General features: G+C 61.8%; 19 protein-coding genes. 9 read left to right on the forward strand and 10 right to left on the reverse strand.

The window, feature by feature from the left end; genetic code table 11:
• Nucleotides 1-4: 4 nt before the first annotated feature.
• The 6 genes from ABI546_RS01585 to ABI546_RS01610 all read right to left on the reverse strand — a co-directional run bounded on the left by ABI546_RS01585 (nucleotide 5) and on the right by ABI546_RS01610 (nucleotide 7,725).
• On the reverse strand, nucleotides 5-982 hold the full coding sequence (locus tag ABI546_RS01585) for a glycosyltransferase family A protein (RefSeq protein WP_348043424.1): 978 nt from the start codon (nucleotides 980-982) through the stop codon (nucleotides 5-7).
• A complete protein-coding gene (locus ABI546_RS01590) occupies nucleotides 979-2,463 on the reverse strand; it encodes an O-antigen ligase family protein (RefSeq protein WP_348043426.1) in 1,485 nt (494 codons plus the stop codon). Before ABI546_RS01590 ends, ABI546_RS01585 begins: the two co-directional genes overlap by 4 nt.
• Before the next feature lie 9 nt (nucleotides 2,464-2,472).
• Complete coding sequence (locus ABI546_RS01595; RefSeq protein ID WP_348043428.1) at nucleotides 2,473-3,993, reverse strand: lipopolysaccharide biosynthesis protein; 1,521 nt, start codon at nucleotides 3,991-3,993, stop codon at nucleotides 2,473-2,475.
• 2 nt (nucleotides 3,994-3,995) lie between these two features.
• Nucleotides 3,996-4,325 (reverse strand): hypothetical protein, encoded by a 330-nt coding sequence (locus ABI546_RS01600; protein ID WP_348043430.1) that lies wholly within the window; start codon nucleotides 4,323-4,325, stop codon nucleotides 3,996-3,998.
• 169 nt (nucleotides 4,326-4,494) lie between these two features.
• Nucleotides 4,495-5,601, reverse strand: coding sequence for a UDP-glucose 4-epimerase GalE (gene galE, locus ABI546_RS01605; RefSeq protein WP_348043432.1), 1,107 nt, complete (start codon nucleotides 5,599-5,601; stop codon nucleotides 4,495-4,497).
• Between the two features lie 438 nt (nucleotides 5,602-6,039).
• Nucleotides 6,040-7,725, reverse strand: a complete 1,686-nt coding sequence (locus ABI546_RS01610) for an electron transfer flavoprotein-ubiquinone oxidoreductase (protein WP_348043434.1) — start codon at nucleotides 7,723-7,725, stop codon at nucleotides 6,040-6,042.
• Nucleotides 7,726-7,848: 123 nt separating this feature from the next.
• On the opposite strand from ABI546_RS01610, the gene ABI546_RS01615 reads away from it, so the two are divergent.
• Genes ABI546_RS01615 through ABI546_RS01630 form a run of 4 tightly spaced genes read left to right on the forward strand, consistent with a single transcriptional unit; the run spans nucleotide 7,849 to nucleotide 10,669 of the window.
• Nucleotides 7,849-8,631 carry an SDR family oxidoreductase gene (locus ABI546_RS01615; protein WP_348043436.1) on the forward strand — a complete coding sequence of 261 codons (783 nt, stop codon included), beginning with the start codon at nucleotides 7,849-7,851 and terminating at the stop codon, nucleotides 8,629-8,631.
• 42 nt (nucleotides 8,632-8,673) lie between these two features.
• A complete protein-coding gene (locus ABI546_RS01620; RefSeq protein ID WP_348043438.1) occupies nucleotides 8,674-9,324 on the forward strand; it encodes a LysE family transporter in 651 nt (216 codons plus the stop codon).
• Nucleotides 9,325-9,327: 3 nt separating this feature from the next.
• A complete protein-coding gene (locus ABI546_RS01625) occupies nucleotides 9,328-10,230 on the forward strand; it encodes a DMT family transporter (RefSeq protein ID WP_348043440.1) in 903 nt (300 codons plus the stop codon).
• A gap of 16 nt (nucleotides 10,231-10,246) precedes the next feature.
• Complete coding sequence (locus tag ABI546_RS01630; protein ID WP_348043442.1) at nucleotides 10,247-10,669, forward strand: acyl-CoA thioesterase; 423 nt, start codon at nucleotides 10,247-10,249, stop codon at nucleotides 10,667-10,669.
• A gap of 118 nt (nucleotides 10,670-10,787) precedes the next feature.
• Here the strand turns inward: ABI546_RS01630 and ABI546_RS01635 are convergent, their stop codons facing one another.
• On the reverse strand, nucleotides 10,788-11,699 hold the full coding sequence (locus ABI546_RS01635; protein ID WP_348043444.1) for a metal-dependent hydrolase: 912 nt from the start codon (nucleotides 11,697-11,699) through the stop codon (nucleotides 10,788-10,790).
• A 136-nt stretch (nucleotides 11,700-11,835) separates the two neighbouring features.
• Here ABI546_RS01635 and ABI546_RS01640 point away from each other — a divergent pair, with 136 nt between their 5' ends.
• Complete coding sequence (locus tag ABI546_RS01640; protein ID WP_348043446.1) at nucleotides 11,836-12,435, forward strand: TetR/AcrR family transcriptional regulator; 600 nt, start codon at nucleotides 11,836-11,838, stop codon at nucleotides 12,433-12,435.
• A 21-nt stretch (nucleotides 12,436-12,456) separates the two neighbouring features.
• Here the strand turns inward: ABI546_RS01640 and ABI546_RS01645 are convergent, their stop codons facing one another.
• Nucleotides 12,457-13,077: a peroxidase-related enzyme gene (locus ABI546_RS01645; RefSeq protein ID WP_348043448.1), complete on the reverse strand. Its 621-nt coding sequence runs from the start codon at nucleotides 13,075-13,077 to the stop codon at nucleotides 12,457-12,459.
• A gap of 279 nt (nucleotides 13,078-13,356) precedes the next feature.
• On the opposite strand from ABI546_RS01645, the gene katG reads away from it, so the two are divergent.
• The 4 genes from katG (at nucleotide 13,357) to ABI546_RS01665 (ending at nucleotide 17,261) form a co-directional block, all read left to right on the forward strand.
• A complete protein-coding gene (gene katG / locus ABI546_RS01650) occupies nucleotides 13,357-15,558 on the forward strand; it encodes a catalase/peroxidase HPI (RefSeq protein ID WP_348043450.1) in 2,202 nt (733 codons plus the stop codon).
• A gap of 217 nt (nucleotides 15,559-15,775) precedes the next feature.
• Entirely contained in the window at nucleotides 15,776-16,105 is a 330-nt protein-coding gene (locus ABI546_RS01655; RefSeq protein ID WP_348043517.1) for a carboxymuconolactone decarboxylase family protein, read from the forward strand.
• Nucleotides 16,102-16,632 (forward strand): GNAT family N-acetyltransferase, encoded by a 531-nt coding sequence (locus ABI546_RS01660; RefSeq protein WP_348043452.1) that lies wholly within the window; start codon nucleotides 16,102-16,104, stop codon nucleotides 16,630-16,632. Before ABI546_RS01655 ends, ABI546_RS01660 begins: the two co-directional genes overlap by 4 nt.
• Before the next feature lie 266 nt (nucleotides 16,633-16,898).
• On the forward strand, nucleotides 16,899-17,261 hold the full coding sequence (locus ABI546_RS01665) for an HPF/RaiA family ribosome-associated protein (RefSeq protein WP_348043454.1): 363 nt from the start codon (nucleotides 16,899-16,901) through the stop codon (nucleotides 17,259-17,261).
• A 20-nt stretch (nucleotides 17,262-17,281) separates the two neighbouring features.
• Here ABI546_RS01665 and ABI546_RS01670 read toward each other — a convergent pair whose 3' ends face one another.
• Both ABI546_RS01670 and ABI546_RS01675 read right to left on the reverse strand, forming a co-directional pair.
• Nucleotides 17,282-17,770, reverse strand: coding sequence for a GNAT family N-acetyltransferase (locus ABI546_RS01670; protein WP_348043456.1), 489 nt, complete (start codon nucleotides 17,768-17,770; stop codon nucleotides 17,282-17,284).
• Between the two features lie 101 nt (nucleotides 17,771-17,871).
• Nucleotides 17,872-18,021, reverse strand: coding sequence for a hypothetical protein (locus ABI546_RS01675; protein WP_348043458.1), 150 nt, complete (start codon nucleotides 18,019-18,021; stop codon nucleotides 17,872-17,874).

Here is an 18,021-nt window from a genome sequence, read left to right on the forward strand (position 1 = left end):
TTTTTTATCCTGCTTCGGCTGCATCGGCTGCGTGATTGGCGGGGATGATCCGTCGCGTACGCCAGAGTTGCCAGTTTTTCACGATCTGGCCCGGCACGAAAAGCATGGTTGCCGTGAGCCACCAGCGCCTGCCGGCTGCCGCCCGGCGTGCCCGAATCAGCCAGCCAAAGCCTTCATGGCGTTGTCCGCTTGCGAGTGCTTGCCGCGCCAGCGTTAATTCGTGTTGAGCCACCAGCCACAGTGCGGACCGGCGCTGGGCCGCGGTCATACCGCTTGACAGCGCGCGCTCCCGCATGCGTTCGAGAAACGGCGGCATGGCCAGCTCGGGGTGGTGGGTTGTGAGGCCTCCTTCAACGGCCAGCCGATAAGCCATTAAAGGCGAGCGGACCAGCGCGACAGGCGTCTTCTCTGCCAGACGGAACCACAGGTCCAGGTCTTCGCCGTGCGATTCGCCGACGGGAAAGCAGGGCTGCATCTGCCGCAGGCGTGCGTTCCTGACCGAGACGGCGCTGGTACACAAGGACGGTGCGCGCATCCAGCGCCGGGGCAGGTCGGTGATCAGCTCCACCTCGGGTTGCTCTGGCATCGCTGGCCAGCGCGGTGGCCACATCGTGGGCGCGTCAGGAACCGGCAAAAAGTCTGTGGCCAGGGTGTCGGCCGCAGGGTATTGCGCCTGCGCCCATACAAGCGTGACCAGGTACTGGGGGTGATGCCAGTCATCGGCATCGAGAAAGACAACCCATTCGCCCGCGGCGTGTGCAATGCCGAGATTGCGGGCGGCAGAAACTCCGGCATTGGCCTGGCGCACCAGGCGTATCCTCGGGTCAGGCATGAAGCTGACCAGCTCGGCGCCGCCGTCGGTGGATCCGTCGTCCACCACAATGACTTCAAAGTCTGTAAAAGACTGTGCCAGCACCGACGTGATGGTGTCCTGGATGTAGCGCGCCTTGTTGTAAAGCGGAATAACCACTGAAAACTTCATAGTCGTACTCGAGAGGTGGCGGGAGACGGGCGGAAGCCTCCAGGGAAATGGGGCGCGGCATTTTCCATTGGATTTGCCGGTTGCCTTGTGCGGGCATGAGCCTCGCGTGCCGAGGCGGCCAGCGTCACCAGCAACAGGATGTGGGTCGTTAGCTCAGGCCCATAGCCAAAGAGCAGAAGCGGCACTTCGCTGATCGAGCGCAACGCGAGCGCGACAAACAGCGCCAGTGACAGGCCCCCGGTGGCACGCGCATAGCGAACGGACAGCACCAGCAACACCAACGCATACACCACCAAAGCCGCCGCGCCCACCGTGCCCGAGCGCGACAACGTGTCCATGAACTGGTTGTGCGCGTGGGTCGCGTTGGGCATACCAATGCTTTCGCGAAAACTGGCGTCCCATAGCGTTGGCCCATAGCCAAACACGGGGTTGCGCTGCCACTCGTCATAGGCGATGGCCCAGATCTGGTCGCGGCCGGTCATGGAGGCGAGCTGCGCGCCTTGTGCGCTGTCAAAGAAGCTGGCCATGCGCGCGTCGATATCGCCAAACATCAGCACCAGCGTGATGCTCGTCACTGCAACCATGAAGCCCAGCAGCGCGGCGATGCCGAATTCCGGCCGTACCGGGTCGCTGGCGCGGCGCATGAATGCAGGGCCCTGGCGCACTGCCAGAATGCAGGCAGAGCACAAGGTAAAGGAAATCCAGGCCGTTTTCGATTGGGCCAGGAAAAGCACAAGCAGGCCCATGCCCCAGGCCATGCGGTTAAGCCAGATGCGCTGCAGGGGTCGCGCCAGCAGGCACAGCAACCCCAGTTGGGCCAGCATGCCGAGCGAGACGGCGTGGGCAGCCAGGCCCGCCAGCCGTGGCACTCCCGGCAGCAACCCCTGGGTGTAGGAAAGGTCCAGCACCAGTGCGGGTTTGAAAGGAATCAGCACCAGCCCCGCCGCCATGAAAAGCAGCAGGGCGTCGCGTGCCGCCCTGTAAGCCAGGTCGCGCTCGATGCTGGTGGCCAATACCGCCGCGATGCCGATCAGCAGCGGGTACACGTAGTCGTGCGAGACATGCGGGTGCAGGCCCAGCAGGGCAGGCGCCGCCACGGTGCCTGCCCAGAAAATGATAAAGGTGATCAACATCACCGGCGGCGCCTGCACCGTCCGGTCGCGCTGGAGCCAGTGCGTGATGATGCGCTCCCCCGCCAGCGTCAGCAGCAAGAGAGAGACCAGCGGCTGGGCCAAGGCTACCAGCGGATGGCGTACCACCACCGCGACCTCGTCAAATTTCATCGCGCTGCTCGAGAGGTCCCGTCCCGACAGAAAATTGCTCATGGCCACCATCCCGAGGATGGCGTAGAAAATGAGGTGCATGTAGCCGTGTGCCCGGCGCGACGTGAAGTGAACCGCGCCCGCTACGCCCAGTGCTGCCAGCAGTGCGGCCAAAATGGCGCCGGCCACCAAAACAGAGAGAACGATCGCTTGGTCCACGGTAGTGCCTCAGAGTGCCTGCTCGAGCGGCTTCGCGAGATCGTTGCGCAACACGTTACCGCGGCGCAGGAATTTCGCCAGAGCAGGAACGAAGCGGATCACCATCTCGGATGTCTCCTGGCCCAGCAGTTGCGGCCTCAGTGCCAGCAACAAGACCGGCAGAACCGCAGCGGACAGACCGCCAACCATCAGCGAAAGCAGAGGCAGGTCAAATCTTGCAACCGCATGCTGCCCGGCCATCACGCCCAGAATGCACGCGGCGCACAACAGCAGCCCGCGCAGGGCATCCGGCAAAAGGGCCGTCCAGCCGAGATTCAGCGCACGGAATGCCGCAGTGCCCGTGACAGCGGCGCGCAGCACCAGCAGCGACCCCGCGACAATCGCCGCCATGTGGATGCCCTGGCCTGCAAACAGGTAAAAACCGAAGACGCCCACGGCGATCAGGGGAAGCTGCAGCATGAATTCATAGTGCTTGCGCCCGGTGTTCCACAACACGGGTGTCGACAGGCCCCAGACCACGTAGGCCGGCATGCAGAGGAACAAGACTCCCAGCACCCATGCCGCGTCGCTCCACGCGGGCCCATACAGGACCCGTACGATGTCGGGAGCCAGGAAGGCCATCGTCGCAAAAGCGGGCAGCCCCAACACCACAATGGTGGCCAGCATCTGCAGGTAAGCGCGGCCCAGCCGCGGCAGGTCGGTTTGCAGGCGCGCGCCCGCCGCCAGGAAGGCCGGTTGAAGCGCGCCGAGCAGCAAGGTGTTGGGCATGGTTGCAAGGTTGTAGGCCACGTTGTAAAGGCCCAAAGCCTGCGCATTGAGCAGCCGTCCTATCAATACGCGGTCCAGGTTGTTGAGCATCCAGTTGACGATGTTGGTGAAAAAGACCGTGCGCCCCGTCCCGACTGCAGATTTGGCGTCGGCATACCAGAACAGTGGACGCAGCGCATGTGGCTTGAGCGCGTAGCTCGCGATGAAGACCACCACGGCCTGTACCAGCCATGCTGCGACCAATGAGGCCTCGCCCTGGCCAAGCAGCGCCATGGGAACGCCCACCGCGACATAGCCGGCGGCATAACTGCCGACCTGGATCAGGCCCACCGCGCGGAAATTCAGGTCACGCTGCAGCAAGTAGGTGGCTGGCGCTGCGGCTGCGCCCAGCAGGCACGCCAGCGACAGCCATTCGATGACGGACTGCGCACGCGGTTCCCTGAAATAAATCGACAGCAGCGGTGCCAGAAAGTACAGGGCCACCATGGTGGCAATACCCACGACCAGTTGCCAGGTCCAGGCAAAGCGGACGTCTTCGTCGGTCAGGGTCGTGCGCTGCAGCAGGCTCCAGCTGAACCCAAAGCCGGACACGAAAGTGGCGAAAGTCAACACCACCATGCCGATGGCAAAGACGCCGAAAATCTCTGGTCCCAGTGTGCGCGCCAGCACCACCTGAGCCACCAGTTGCAGACCAAAGCGTGCAGCCGTGGAAACGGCGCTCCATTTGACGGCGGTAACGCCCGGCCGTCCGAGGCCGCTCATGCTCAGGGCCTTCCCGTCGTGAAACGCCGCACGGCAATCACGCCCATCAGTACCAAGGTAGCCAGCAGCATGCCGTAAGACCGCCAGCCGGATTCGCCCGCATCAGGTTCATCCGTGGAGGGGTTGGCGCGCACGTCCGGGCTGTAGACGGCGCGGACCTTGACTGTCTCGGCGCCGGTTTGCAGCTTCAAGCGCGTGTTTTTTTCGCCCATTGAAGCGTTCCCGGCGGGGGCGGCAAGGGATTGGGCGGTTGGGAGGGGAGGCGAAGCGTAAGCAGCCGATGCTGCCGCCAGGGAAGCAGCCAGAACGGCGGTAATCAGGGCTTTAGGCATGAATTTCTCCTCTGTCAAAAGCAGATGAAGAGTGTGTTGTGCAGTGCAGCAATTGACAATAGTCCGAACGGCTTATGGCCCGGTTCGTGCTGCGAAAGGAAATGTGTTTTGTTCCCATTCGGCTGCGTTATTTGTTTCAAGATGAGTCATGCACCGGCGCCGCGCTGTTTCACATACCGACTGCCGGCCGGGCGGAGACGTTCGAACTCGCAGGTACTGGAACCTGTAGTGCTGGCGGACTTGAGGTCACGGTTCGGTAGCCTTCGGGATTGCGTTGCTGCCAGTGCCAGGAATCACGGCACATGTCGTCCATGGTGCATTGGGCCCGCCAGCCCAGAAGGCTGCCCGCCAGAGAAACATCGGCAAAATATTGCGCGACATCGCCTGCTCTTCGCGGCGCAAATTCATACGGAATCGAACGTCCGCTGGCCCGTTCAAATGCCTGGATCACTTCAAGCACGCTGGTGCCTTCGCCGGTGCCCAGGTTGATGGTGAAACTCTTGCCGTGCGCAAGCAGCGCGCTCACAGCGGCGACGTGGCCTGCGGCAAGGTCGGTCACATGCAGGTAGTCGCGCACGCCTGTGCCGTCGGGTGTCGGGTAGTCATTGCCAAAAACATTCACCATGGCGCGTTTTCCGACAGCCACCTGGGTGACATAAGGCATCAGGTTATTGGGAATGCCGCTGGGGTCTTCGCCGATCAACCCGCTCGGGTGGGCGCCCACCGGGTTGAAATAACGCAGCACGCCCACCCGCCAGGCCGGGTCTGACGTCCGCAGCGATGCCAGGATGTTTTCGCACATCAGCTTGGTGTGGGCATAGGGGCTTTCCGGCGCGCACGGAAACTGCTCATCAATGGGTACGCTGGCAGGGTCACCATAAACGGTCGCGCTCGAAGAGAACACGACGGAACGGCATTCGGTGGTTTCCATGGCCTGCAGCAAGCTCAAGAGGCCGCCCACATTGTTCTGGTAGTACATGAGTGGCTTCTGGACGCTTTCTCCCACTGCCTTGAATCCGGCAAAGTGAATGGCGGCCACACAGCGATGACGTTGAAGGACTTCGACCACCCATGGGGTGTCCAGCACATTCCCGCGTTCGCAAATCACAGGCTGTTCCGTCAGTTGTTCGAGCCTTTGCAGCACGGCGGGATGGCTATTGGAAAAATCGTCAAGGATGACCGGTTGATAACCGGCCTCCACCAGCGCCACAAAAGTGTGGCTACCGATGTAACCGGCTCCGCCGGTTAACAGCACACTGGGTTTGTTCAAGGTCATTGCTAAAGGCCGCATTGCAGCAGTTGGTTTGGAGATGGAATCGCGCGCCGATCACGCTGCTGAACCTACCGGAAGATCGGAAGATTGCATGACAGCATGGCATCGAAACACCTGCGAGGCTACTCCTTTTTCAGGGCTTAGCGATGAGTGTCGGGGGCGCGCAAAGAAAGGATGTCAGCGTAAGCCCCGTGCGTGCGTCGGAAGCTTTCAGCAGACGGCAAAGCGTTTCGAATCGTTCGGTAAGCACATGTGAGCGATTGCGGAAAAACGACCGCCAGCGAGGCGTTGCACTGCGCAGGCGGTCGTTTTTGTCCACGCCATGGCGGACAGAAAGTCACAAAGATTTGGCGCACGCGAACTCCGCGTTGCCTTTAAAAAATTGCAGCGCTTCGTGCGGGTGTCCTCACGAGCGCGAATGCCATCGCCTGCGAAAGCAGCCTACATGCCGCTGTAGTTGGGACCGCCGCCACCTTCGGGAGTCACCCACACGATGTTCTGTGTCGGATCCTTGATGTCGCAGGTTTTGCAGTGAACGCAGTTTTGTGCGTTGATTTGCAGGCGATCAGAGTTGTCAGGGTTTTTAACGAATTCGTAAACGCCGGCAGGGCAGTAGCGGCTTTCAGGACCCGCGTATTTGGCGAGATTGATGTTGACCGGAACGCTCGCATCTTTCAGCGTCAGATGTGCGGGTTGGTGCTCTTCGTGGTTGGTGTTTGAAACGAACACCGAACTCAATCGGTCAAAAGTGATCTTGTTGTCGGGCTTGGGGTACACGATGGGCGTGCACTCGGCCGCCGGTTTGAGCTTGGCGTAGTCGGGAACACTGTTGTGAATGGTCCAGGGCGGCGACTTGAAGCCCAGCTTGGGCAGCAGCCAATGCTCGATGCCGGTCATGAAGGCGCCGACGTACAGGCCCTTCTTGAACCAGGACTTGAAGTTGCGCGACTGATTCAGCTCCTGTGCGAGCCAGCTCTTGGCGTAGGCCTCTGGGTAGGCGGCCAGCTCGTCGTGCTGGCGGCCGGCGGTGACGGCGTCATACGCGGCCTCAGCGGCCAGCATGCCGCTCTTGATGGCGGCGTGGCTGCCCTTGATGCGCGCGGCGTTGAGGTAACCGGCTTCACAGCCGATCAGCGCGCCGCCCGGGAACACGGTTTTAGGCAGACTCAGTGCGCCGCCCGCGGTGATGGCGCGTGCGCCGTAGCTGATGCGTTTGCCGCCTTCGAGGTACTGCTTGATGCTCGGGTGGGTTTTCCAGCGCTGCATTTCTTCAAACGGGCTGAGATACGGATTGCTGTAGTCCAGGCCGGTCACCATGCCCAGCGTGACCTTGTTGTCCTCGAGGTGGTACATGAAGCCGCCGCCATAAGTTTCGCTGTCCATGGGCCAGCCGGCGGTGTGGATGACCAGGCCCGGCTTGTGCTTGGCAGGGTCGATCTCCCAGAGTTCTTTCACACCCAGTGCATAGCCTTGCGGGTCCCTGCCTTCATCGAGTTTGAACCGGTTGATCAGCTGGCGGCCCAGGTGGCCGCGCGCGCCTTCGGCGAACACGGTGTACTTGCCGTGCAGCTCCATGCCCAGCTGAAAGTTGTCGGTGGGCTGGCCGTCCTTGCCGACGCCGAGGTTGCCGGTGGCCACGCCCTTGACCGAGCCATCGTCGTTGTAGAGCACTTCAGCGGCGGCAAAGCCCGGGAAGATTTCAACGCCGATGTTCTCGGCCTGCTGTGCCAGCCAGCGCACCACATTGCCCAGGCTGATGACGTAGTTGCCTTCGTTGTGAAAGCAGTCAGGCACCAGAAATGCGGGCGTCTTGACGGCACCCTTCTCACTCAAAAACAAAACCTCATCGCGGGTGACGGATTGGTTCAGGGGCGCGCCCTGTGCTTTCCAGTCCGGGATCAGTTCGGTCAACGCTTTTGGATCCATCACCGCGCCCGAAAGAATGTGCGCGCCAGGCTCCGAGCCTTTTTCAAGCACCACAACAGAGATGTCCGTACCCTTTTGCGCCGCCAGTTGCTTGAGCCGGATCGCGGTGGCCAGGCCACCGGGGCCGCCGCCCACCACGACCACGTCGTATTCCATTGCCTCACGGGGGCCGAACTGCGCCAGAATTTCTTGGGTATTCATCGGGGGACTCGCTGATAATGATTTTCAGGAAGGATTGCTGTCTCGCGTTTGATTTTATGTCGCGAAAGCAGCGATGCGAACGATCGTTCTCTTTTGTCTGGCTTTAATTGGGAGGCGCCTCTAATGGCTTACAGCTTGGATCTTTCGGGGCGTGTCGCCCTTGTGACCGGTGCGTCCGGCGGACTGGGTGCCCAGTTTGCAAAAACGCTCAGCCGCGCCGGCGCGGCTGTGGTGCTGGCCAGCCGCAGGCTCGACAAGCTCAAGGAACTGCGTGCGCAGATTGAGGCCGCAGGCGGTGACGCGCATGTGGTGATGCTGGACGTGACCGACCACGCCAGCATCAAGGCCGGCGTGGCGCATGCCGAGACCGAAGTCGGCCCGATCGACATTCTCGTCAACAACTCGGGCGTGAGCACCACACAGCGCCTTCAGGATGTGGCGGAGGAAGACTACGATTTTGTTTTCAACACCAATGTGAAGGGCGCATTTTTTGTGGCGCAGGAAGTCGGCAAGCGCATGCTGGCCCGCGCGCGGGGCTCTGCACCCGGCACGTATGCGGGCGGCCGCATTATCAACATTGCGTCAATGGCCGGGTTGCGGGTGTTGCCGCAGATTGGGGTGTATTGCATGAGCAAGGCCGCGGTGGTCCAGATGACCAAAGCGATGGCCCTCGAGTGGGGCAAATTCGGCATTAACGTGAACGCGATCTGCCCCGGCTATATTGACACCGAAATCAACCACCACCACTGGGAAACCGAACAAGGCAAGAAGCTGGTGCAAATGCTGCCGCGCAAGCGAATCGGCAAGCCGCAAGACCTCGACGCGCTGCTGGTGATGCTGGCCAGTGGCGAGAGCCACTTTGTCAACGGTGCGGTGATTGCCGCCGACGACGGTTTTGGTGTTTGAACCAATCAATCGGTACCGATCACTTTTTGCGCGGAGAAGAACATGATGGATTCCATAGTGCCTTACCTCGGCCCGATAGGCCTTATTTTTCTGGCCTTGATGGCGGGCGCTGTCAGCCCAGGCCCCAGCTTTGTGCAGGTTGCGCGCATTGCGGTTTCGCGCTCCCGCGCTGACGGCCTGGCCGCGGCCTTGGGTATGGGCCTGGGGGCGCTGGTGTTTGCTGCGCTGGCCCTGGCCGGGTTGCAGGCGTTGCTGGCAGCCTTGCCCGGTGTGTATATGGCGCTGAAAGTGATTGGTGGGCTTTACCTGATGTGGATTGCGTTTCACATCTGGCGCGGCGCGCGCCATCCGCTGGAGATGAGCGGTGATGACCCAGGCGCTGCGCGCCGCACAATTCAGCACTCGTTTCGCCAGGCATTGGTCACGCAGCTGAGCAATCCCAAGATCGTGGTGGTCTACAGCAGCGTGTTCGCAGCGTTGCTGCCCGCGCAGTTTCCGTTGCCGGCCGCCGCGCTGGTGCTGGCCGGCGTTCTGGTCATGGAAACGGGCTGGTACGCGGTCGTGGCCGTGGTCCTGTCTTCGGCAGTGCCGCGCGCGGCCTACCTGCGCTGCAAGACGGCGGTAGACCGTACCGCTGCCGCTGCAATGGGGCTGCTCGGCCTGCGCCTGGTGGCGACTGCGCACACCGTCTGACGGATGCTGACGGGCATTCTGGCCGGGCTCGCGGCAGGCGCGCTGTGGGGCTTGGTGTTTGTGGCGCCGCGCATGGTCGACATGGGCCCAGGTGGCTATTCGTCGATAGACCTCACGGCAGGGCGCTTTGCCGTGTACGGCGTTCTGGCGGTACTTGTCATGCTGATCGGCATGCGCAACCGCCGCTTGCCCACCTTGCGGCAGGTCTGGGCCGCGCTGGTAATGAGCATCCTCGGATTCAGCGGCTACTACCTGTTGCTGGTGCTCGCCATACGCGACGCGGGAACTGAAGTGCCTTCTCTTGTCATCGGCACGATCCCGATTTGGGTCATGCTGCTGGGCAAACCGCAGGGCCTGCGTTGGGCGGCGCTGCTGCCGGGCTTGGCGCTGACGGTGGCCGGGCTGGCGCTCATGATGGGTTCCACGCATGAGGGGGGTCAAGGCGCCGCCACCCACTTCTGGCGCGGCATGCTGTTTGTGTCGGCTTCGCTCGTGTGCTGGACGGCGTTTGCCATCCTCAACTCCGCCTGGCTCAAGCGCCATCCTGAAGTCAACGCCACCGACTGGGCCAACTGGCTGGGTGTTGCCACCGGTTTGGGGGCGTTGCTGATGTGGCTGGTGGCTGGCTCAGACATCAGCCTGCTGGCGGGCCGTGAAGACCGCTGGATGTTTGTGCTGCTCTGCGTGATAGCCGGTGTGGGCTCGACCTGGTTGGCCACCATCTTATGGAACATGGCCAGCCAGCGGCTCAGCGCCAGCCTGTGCGGGCAACTCATCGTGAGCGAAACCATTTTCGCGCTGCTTTATTCCTTTGCCTGGGACGGCCGCTGGCCGACCTGGGTACAGCTCACCGCCTGCGTGCTGTTCACGCTGGGTATTCTGGCTTCCATCAGGGCGCACCGCTAAAGGCAACGGTTCATCAATGAAGATTGAAATTCCCGAGAAGAAAAAGCTGGTCCACGAAATGCGCATCCCTATCCGTTGGGGCGACATGGATGCGATGGGTCACCTCAACAACGGCACGTATTTCCGGTATCTTGAAACCATTCGCATTGACTGGATGTATGCGATAGGCTGCAAGCCCGACCCGAAAGGGGAGGGCCCGGTGATCGTCAACGCCTTCTGCAATTTCTACAAACAGCTTGAATACCCGGGCGATGTCTTGATGAAGATGTACGTCAGCGATCCGGGCCGCACCACGTTTGAAAGCTGGGCCACCATGGAGCGCGCGGACACACTGGGCGTGATCTGCGCGGCCGGCGGCGCAACCACCATCTGGGTGGATTTTCCGGCGCAAAAAGCCAAGACCTTGCCCGAGTGGATGCGCAAGGTGGTCGATGCGTAATTCAAGAGAAAATGGCCTGCAGCCCAATACAGGAAGGCGCAAGAAGCTATTAATTCGATAGCAAATAGACTCCACACCTGCTCGCCCTTCAGTCGCCTAACAGTCGATTAACAGCCGCTTAGCGCACCACGCGAAAACTCTCGTCGTGTTCCTTGAGCCAGCGCTGGGCAATGGCGCTGGTTTGCTGTCCCGGCGCGGTGACTGCCTCCTGGTCTGGATGAAAGTCGCGCCGGAAGTAGGCCAGCAGCGGCGCCGTGCAGTGCCAGACGACGCCATGCTTTCCCCAGAAATACTTTGTCGCGCTCCACCATGTGGCTGGCTTGAACAGTGAGCCGTCACGCCACAGGTTCAATGCCGTCTGCCGCCCCGAGTCAACGCAGAACAACAGCAATGCATACGCATACCAGCGTATGCGCCAGGCGTGGTTTCCCCCCAGGGCCTGGTACAGGTCATAGGCCACGGCGCGGTGTTCGGTTTCTTCCGCCGCATGCCAGCGCCAGAGAGTCTGCATCTTCGGGTCGGCCTGGCCCAGCGCATCGCCGTGGCGAAGCATGTGGTCGGCCAGCACGGCGGTGAGGTGTTCGTAAGCCGCCGTGACCGCCAGGAAATGGCGCGGGCCGACACCGCGCTTTGTGGCGTAGTCAATGCGGGCCGTGGCCCAATGCTGCCAGCGGTTGACCAGGCCTTGCTTTTCAAGCTGCGCGTTGTACAGGCCGTGAATATGCCGGTGCGTGGCCTCCTGGCCTATGAATTGTGCGATGGCGTCGTGCAGCGCAGCGGTTGCCGGCGTGCGCGGAAGCAGTTTGGCGCAATCGCGCACAGCGTCAATGAACGACTGCTCGCCCACGGGGAAGCTCATCGACAAGGCATTGAGGTACTGGCTCAGGAATGCGTCGCCGCCATGCCAGTGACGGTCAAAGCCCGCGCTCAGGTCAATTTCCAGTTTGCGCACCGTCAACGCATAGGGATTGCCGGATGGCAGGCTGGGTGCGGCGGCAGACGCCGCACTGCGCAAGGGGTCAGGTGTCATGGGGATAAAGCCTTGCCAAAAAGCTGATTTATGAGCATTATTCAGTTTTAGCCGGCCTCGCACAACTCGCCTACTGCTCAGTTTTCATGGCATGACCCTGTCCAAAACGCCTTCCGGCCTTTCCTCCTCTGGCACGATGCGAAAGCTGCCCACGCAGGACCGTGCCCAGCGCACCATCGAGACTATTTTTCAAGCCACTGCTCAGATTGTGGAAAGCGACGGAGAAGGCGCGTTGACCACCAACAAGGTCGCCAAAAAAGCCGGCTTTTCCATCGGCACGCTGTACCAGTACTTCCCCAGCAAGGAAGCCATCCTGCTGGCCATGATCAACCGCGAGCGAAGGCGTGTGCTGGACGGCCTGCAAGCGCTGATGAAACGTGCGGTGCAGGAACACCGAGATGCCGAGGCCGTTGTGCGCGAGCTGGTGCATACGCTGGTCGAGTCATTCGGCAGCGGACCCAAGCACAAGCGCGCAATGATCCGGCTGGCCTGGCGCATGGACCATCATGAAAACATCACACAGGCATTGCGCGAGGCGGCCGAGCGCAATGCGTTTGCCCTGTCGCAACTGAACGACCCGGCGCTGCGGGCACCCACGCCCGCCATGATGTTTGTGGCGACGCGCGCGGTGATGGGCGCCATCCGCAGCGCTTCGCTGGAAGACTCGCCCTTGCTGGGCACGCCCGAGTTTGAGGACGAACTGGTGCGCATGGTGCTGGGCGTGATCCGGGTCTGATTACGCGAGCCGCTGCAAGGGTCAGGCGGGCTTGGGCGGCTTGGGCACACGCCCCATCAGGTAGAACTCGGGGTTGGGCTGCATGTTGCTGAAGCTCGCCATGCGGTTCGAGAGGCCAAAGAACGCCGTGATCGCCGCGATGTCCCAGGCGTCTTCATCGTCAAAGCCGTGGCCGTACAGCGCTTCGAAGTCCGCGTTTTCAATCTGGTCGGCCTGCAGGCAGACTTTCATCGCGAAGTCGAGCATGGCGCGCTGGCGCGGTGTGATGTCGGCCTTGCGGTAGTTCACCGCCACCTGGTCGGCTACCAGCGGTTTCTTTTCGTAAATGCGCAAGATAGCGCCGTGCGCCACCACACAGTACAGGCAGTTGTTGGCCGCGCTGGTGGTGGTCACGATCATTTCGCGCTCACCCTTGGTCAGCGTGCCCGTGGGGTTGGAGCCTTCCTCCTTGAGCATCAGTGCATCGTGGTACGCAAAAAATGCGCGCCACTCGGCCGGGCGGCGGGCCAGTGCCAGAAACACGTTGGGCACAAAGCCGGCCTTTTCCTGCACTTCCAGCACTTTGGTCCTGATGTCTTCCGGTAGGTCCTTCAACTCGGGCGCGGGATACCGCGCGGCCGTGGCGTCACGCTGACTGTTCATGGGTTTTCCTTCGAGGGCTTGGTCGATGAATGGGTCACTGTCTCGTCGCAAGCGTACTGCAAGGCCTTGCCTCTTCACCCATGAAAGCCGGGCTATTGATAAAAACTATGAAATGAATACCTTTAATTGTCTTTGTGTATTCTCAGGCGAAACCTAGACTGCATGTCAGGTTCTCACTGTTCGGTCCTGGAGCGGGGCAGGGGAATCCCCTCAGGTAGTCGTACGAGCTATTTCAGGGGTTATCGGCAGCATCCATCATTTCAAAAAAAGGAACCCATCATGGCTGATCAAATAACGCAAAGCGAAGGCACGTGTCCCTTCTCGGGCGGCGCCCGCAAACATTCACTGGCCGGCGCCAGGGCGAACGCGGATTGGTGGCCCAACCAGCTGAACCTCAGCATGCTGAACCAGAATTCGCCCTTGTCTGACCCTATGGGCCAGGCCTTCAATTACGCCGAGGAATTCAAGACGCTGGACCTGCATGCCGTGGTCAAGGACCTGACTGAGCTCATGACGGACTCGCAAGACTGGTGGCCTGCCGATTACGGTCACTACGGTCCATTTTTTGTGCGCATGGCCTGGCACAGCGCAGGCACCTACCGCATCGCCGACGGGCGTGGCGGCGCGGGCTCAGGCACCCAGCGTTTTGCACCGCTCAACAGCTGGCCTGATAACGGCAACCTGGACAAGGCACGCCGCCTGTTGTGGCCCATCAAGCAGAAGTACGGCCGCAAGCTCTCCTGGGCCGACTTGATGGTGCTTGCGGGCACGGTGGCCATGGAATCGATGGGATTCAAGACTTACGGCTTCGCCGGCGGCCGCCCCGACGTCTGGGCGCCGGAGCAGATTTACTGGGGCCCTGAGGCCGAGTGGATGGGCGACAAGCGCTACACCGGCGACCGCGACCTGGAAAAACCGCTGGGCGCCGTGCAAATGGGCCTGATCTACGTCAACCCTGAAGGCCCGAACGGCAAACCGGATCCACTGGGTTCCGCGCGCGACATCCGCGAAACCTTCGCCCGCATGGCCATGAACGACGAGGAAACCGTGGCGCTGACCGCCGGGGGCCACACCTTCGGCAAGGCCCACGGCGCGGCCGACCCCGGCCAGTATGTGGGCCCCGAGCCCGAAGGCGGCACTCTGGAAGACCAGGGTTTCGGCTGGACGAATACCTTTGGCGCCGGCCATGGTGTCCACACCGTCACCAGCGGCATTGAAGGTGCATGGACCAACAACCCGGTCAAGTGGGACAACGGCTACTTCGAAAACCTGTTCGGCTACGAGTGGGAGCTGACAAAGAGTCCCGCCGGAGCCCACCAGTGGACGCCCAAAAACACGGCTGCGGCGGGTACCGTGCCCGATGCCCACGACCCGTCACTGCGCCATGCGCCCATGATGACCACGGCCGATATGGCCATGCGCATGGACCCGGCCTACGAAAAAATCTCGCGGCGTTTTATGGCCAACCCGCAGGAGTTTGCCGACGCTTTCGCCAAGGCCTGGTACAAGCTCACGCACCGCGACATGGGCCCGGCCGCACGCTACCTCGGCCCGCTCGTTCCAAAAGGCCAGCTGCTCTGGCAGGACCCGCTGCCCGCCGTCGACCATGAACTGGTCGGAGAGAACGACATTGCGGCACTGAAGGCCAAAGTCCTCGCGTCGGGGTTGTCCATTGCCCAACTGGTGCGCACGGCCTGGGCCTCGGCCTCCACCTACCGCGGCAGCGACAAGCGCGGCGGCGCCAACGGCGCACGCATTCGCCTGGCGCCGCAGAAGGATTGGGAGGTGAACCAGCCGGCCGAACTGGCCAAGGTGCTGAAGGCGCTGGAAGCGGTGCAAAAGGAATTCAACGGCGCACAGTCCGGCGGCAAGAAGGTGTCGATGGCCGACCTGATCGTCCTGGGCGGCTGTGCAGCTGTCGAGGCTGCTGCGAAGAAGGCCGGGCATGACGTCACGGTTCCGTTCTCGCCGGGGCGCACCGATGCGTCACAAGAGCAGACCGATGTGGAAGCGTTCGCCGTGCTGGAGCCCACCACCGACGGGTTCCGTAACTACAGCCGAAAGGGCCAGCACGGGTCGGCGGCAGAGCATCTGGTGGACCGCGCCAACCTGCTGACACTGACCGCGCCCGAGCTGACCGTTTTGGTGGGCGGCCTGCGCGCCCTCCATGCCGACGTTGGGCATGGCGTTTTCACGAAGCGCAACGAAGCGCTCACCAACGACTTCTTTGTGAACCTGCTCGACATGCGCACCAAGTGGCAGAAGTCCGCCACTGACGAAGGCGTGCTTGAAGGGCGCGACCGCATGACCGGCGAGATCAAGTGGACGGGTACCGTGATTGACCTCGTCTTTGGCTCGAACTCGCAGCTCCGCGCCATTGCGGAGGTCTATGCCTGCAGCGACTCGGAGCAGGTGTTTGTGCGTGACTTCGTGGCCGCCTGGACCAAGGTGATGAACCTGGACCGTTTCGACCTGGCCTAATCTGAGCTGGCCTGCACTGGCCTGCACTGGCCTGACCGGCGTGATCCCGGGCCCGTCGCGGTGAAGACCGTGGCGGGCTTTTTTCATTTGCACTATCCTCGGAATTTTTCCGGAGCACACCGTGACCGTTCCCACTGGAAGTACCCGAAACGCCGCTGAAAACCCTGGCCAGGACGACAAGGATTTCGACAAAGGCCTGGCCACCCGCAAACAGGTGATGGGTGAAGACTTTGTGGCCAACGCCTTCGGCAAGGCGACGAATTTTTCCCTGCCCATTCAGCACTTCATCACCCGCAATGCCTGGGGCGATGTCTGGCAGCGGCCGGGCCTGGACCTCAAGACGCGCAGCCTCATCACGGTGGCCATGCTGACCGCGCTGGGCAAGCAGCACGAACTCAAGGGCCATGTGCGCGGTGCGCTCAACAACGGCGTGACGCCTGAGCAATTGCAGGAGGTGCTGCTGCACGCCAGCATCTATTGCGGCTTGCCCGCTGCGGTGGAGGCTTTCAGAACGGCGGCTGAAGTGGTGGACGCGCCGCGTGCATGACCAGCCCCTACCTGATCAGGCTATGCACCGAGGCTGACTGGCCCGAAGTCTGGACACTGTTGCACGCCACCTTCCAGGGCGGCGACACCTATGCGTTTGCGCCCGAAAGCACCGAAGCCGAGATTCGTGCCGCCTGGCTGGACGCGCCGCGCGCGACCTATGTCTTGCGCGAGGGCGATGCCGGCCAGGGGCGGCTACTCGGCACCTATGTCCTCAAACCCAACCAGCCCGGACTGGGCTCCCATGTCTGCAATTGCGGATATGTCGTGGCGCCCGAAGCGCAAGGCCAGGGCCTGGCGTCGGCAATGTGCGAGCATTCGCAGCGCGAGGCCCGGGCCATGGGCTTTCTGGCGATGCAGTTCAACCTGGTGGTGTCGACCAACGAGCGGGCGGTGCGGCTGTGGCGACGGCTGGGATTTGACATAGTGGCCACCTTGCCCCAGGCCTTCAGGCATCAGCGGCTGGGCCTGGTGGATGCGTTTGTCATGTTCAAAACCCTGGTGGATAAGGATACTTTGGACCCCTGAGCGAGACAGGCCGGGCGCAAGCAGCTATTGAATTCATAGCGGGAAGCGTTCGCCCGGCGTGGTGCGAATCAGGCCCGCAGCCGCCAACTGACGGCATGCAGCCAATCGGGCCGGAAAAACCGCCCTTACTTCAGGGTGGGGAGCAGGACTACACGCCAGTATCTGTGTGGGGCGCACAATGAACTTTCCAGTCGCCATCTGGCGGCTGCCGGCAGCCCGGCCTCCGGCCTTTTCGCTGCAACCGTTTTTGAAAGGAAAAAACACCCATGCAAATCCAAGTCAATTCCAATCACACCATCCATACCGGCGAATCATTTGAGCGCTGGGCCAGCAGCGAACTCAACGCGTCCCTGAGCCGTTTCAAGGGCGACATCACCCGCATTGAAGTCCACATGAGCGACGAAAACAGCGATAAGATCGGCCCGGACCAAAAACGTTGCGTGATGGAAGCCCGGCTCTCGCACCATGAGCCGCTGGCGGTGAACCACCATGCGCCCAGCCAGGACGAAGCCTTTCGCGGCGCAAGTGAAAAGCTCAAGCGCGTGCTGGACCATACCCTCGGGAAGCTGCGCGACCATCAGCGTACGCGTGAAACCATTCGCCACGAAACTGAGCCCGGCGCTACCTGAGGCAGTAGGGGAGGCCGCGTTTAAACGCCGGAACCCAGCATCTTGGTCATGGCGAAGCGGCGAAGCAGGGCGCCGCGCCGCTCCACGCATTGCTCCTCCTGCACCCCATAGCCTTGGCGTTCAAAAAAAAGACGGCTGACCAGGCTGGCTTCCGTGAAGCACCGCTGCACCCCCAGAGCGCTCAGCGCGGTTTCGGCACGGCCATAAAGTTGTGAGGCGACACCTTGGCGCGCCGCAGCGGGCGAGGTGAACAAAAGGTCAATATGACCGTTGGTTTCATAGCCAACGAATCCCAGCAGCAAGGCGCCTTCTCCTTTTCTTTCTTCTTGCGCTACCAGGATCTGCAGGGGCTCAAGCCGCGCCTTCCATTGGTCGAAATCAGGCGGGCGAGGCGCCCAGGCCTCGCGCTGCACGGCGTCGTAGTGGCTGGCCGCCAGGCCATGCACCGCATCGGTGAAGAGCTGTGCAATCGCCACGGCGTCTGACGGGGTGTAGGGCCGGATATGCATGTCGGAATAGGTGATTAAAGGCGATTAAGAACAGTTAATGACCAGATTGAAGATGATTTAGCCCTGCAGCCCAGGCGGGGCGTGCGCAAGCAGCTATGAATTCAGTAGCGGTTGCCGACCACAATTTTATCCAGGCGGCCAGCTCCGGTGGCGCTTGGGGTAAGTTTCGTGTCGAACCTGAGGCCGATGATCTGGTGCAAACTGGAGCGGGGCTTGCTCAGTTCGCGGCGAGCCCGACAATGGGTGTCCAT

Origin of the sequence: Polaromonas sp., assembly GCF_039932935.1 — a bacterium.
Taxonomy (GTDB): domain Bacteria; phylum Pseudomonadota; class Gammaproteobacteria; order Burkholderiales; family Burkholderiaceae_C; genus Polaromonas.

Excerpts from the sequence above, each read along its gene's own strand:
- ABI546_RS01585 (WP_348043424.1), bottom strand. The coding sequence starts at position 982 with ATGAAGTTTTCAGTGGTTATTCCGCTTTACAACAAGGCGCGCTACATC.
- ABI546_RS01595 (WP_348043428.1), bottom strand. The coding sequence starts at position 3,993 with ATGAGCGGCCTCGGACGGCCGGGCGTTACCGCCGTCAAATGGAGCGCC.
- ABI546_RS01600 (WP_348043430.1), bottom strand. The coding sequence starts at position 4,325 with ATGCCTAAAGCCCTGATTACCGCCGTTCTGGCTGCTTCCCTGGCGGCA.
- galE (WP_348043432.1), bottom strand. The coding sequence starts at position 5,601 with ATGACCTTGAACAAACCCAGTGTGCTGTTAACCGGCGGAGCCGGTTAC.
- ABI546_RS01610 (WP_348043434.1), bottom strand. The coding sequence starts at position 7,725 with ATGAATACCCAAGAAATTCTGGCGCAGTTCGGCCCCCGTGAGGCAATG.
- ABI546_RS01615 (WP_348043436.1), top strand. The coding sequence starts at position 7,849 with ATGGCTTACAGCTTGGATCTTTCGGGGCGTGTCGCCCTTGTGACCGGT.
- ABI546_RS01620 (WP_348043438.1), top strand. The coding sequence starts at position 8,674 with ATGATGGATTCCATAGTGCCTTACCTCGGCCCGATAGGCCTTATTTTT.
- ABI546_RS01625 (WP_348043440.1), top strand. The coding sequence starts at position 9,328 with ATGCTGACGGGCATTCTGGCCGGGCTCGCGGCAGGCGCGCTGTGGGGC.
- ABI546_RS01630 (WP_348043442.1), top strand. The coding sequence starts at position 10,247 with ATGAAGATTGAAATTCCCGAGAAGAAAAAGCTGGTCCACGAAATGCGC.
- ABI546_RS01635 (WP_348043444.1), bottom strand. The coding sequence starts at position 11,699 with ATGACACCTGACCCCTTGCGCAGTGCGGCGTCTGCCGCCGCACCCAGC.
- ABI546_RS01640 (WP_348043446.1), top strand. The coding sequence starts at position 11,836 with ATGCGAAAGCTGCCCACGCAGGACCGTGCCCAGCGCACCATCGAGACT.
- ABI546_RS01645 (WP_348043448.1), bottom strand. The coding sequence starts at position 13,077 with ATGAACAGTCAGCGTGACGCCACGGCCGCGCGGTATCCCGCGCCCGAG.
- katG (WP_348043450.1), top strand. The coding sequence starts at position 13,357 with ATGGCTGATCAAATAACGCAAAGCGAAGGCACGTGTCCCTTCTCGGGC.
- ABI546_RS01655 (WP_348043517.1), top strand. The coding sequence starts at position 15,776 with ATGGGTGAAGACTTTGTGGCCAACGCCTTCGGCAAGGCGACGAATTTT.
- ABI546_RS01660 (WP_348043452.1), top strand. The coding sequence starts at position 16,102 with ATGACCAGCCCCTACCTGATCAGGCTATGCACCGAGGCTGACTGGCCC.
- ABI546_RS01665 (WP_348043454.1), top strand. The coding sequence starts at position 16,899 with ATGCAAATCCAAGTCAATTCCAATCACACCATCCATACCGGCGAATCA.
- ABI546_RS01670 (WP_348043456.1), bottom strand. The coding sequence starts at position 17,770 with ATGCATATCCGGCCCTACACCCCGTCAGACGCCGTGGCGATTGCACAG.
- ABI546_RS01675 (WP_348043458.1), bottom strand. The coding sequence starts at position 18,021 with ATGGACACCCATTGTCGGGCTCGCCGCGAACTGAGCAAGCCCCGCTCC.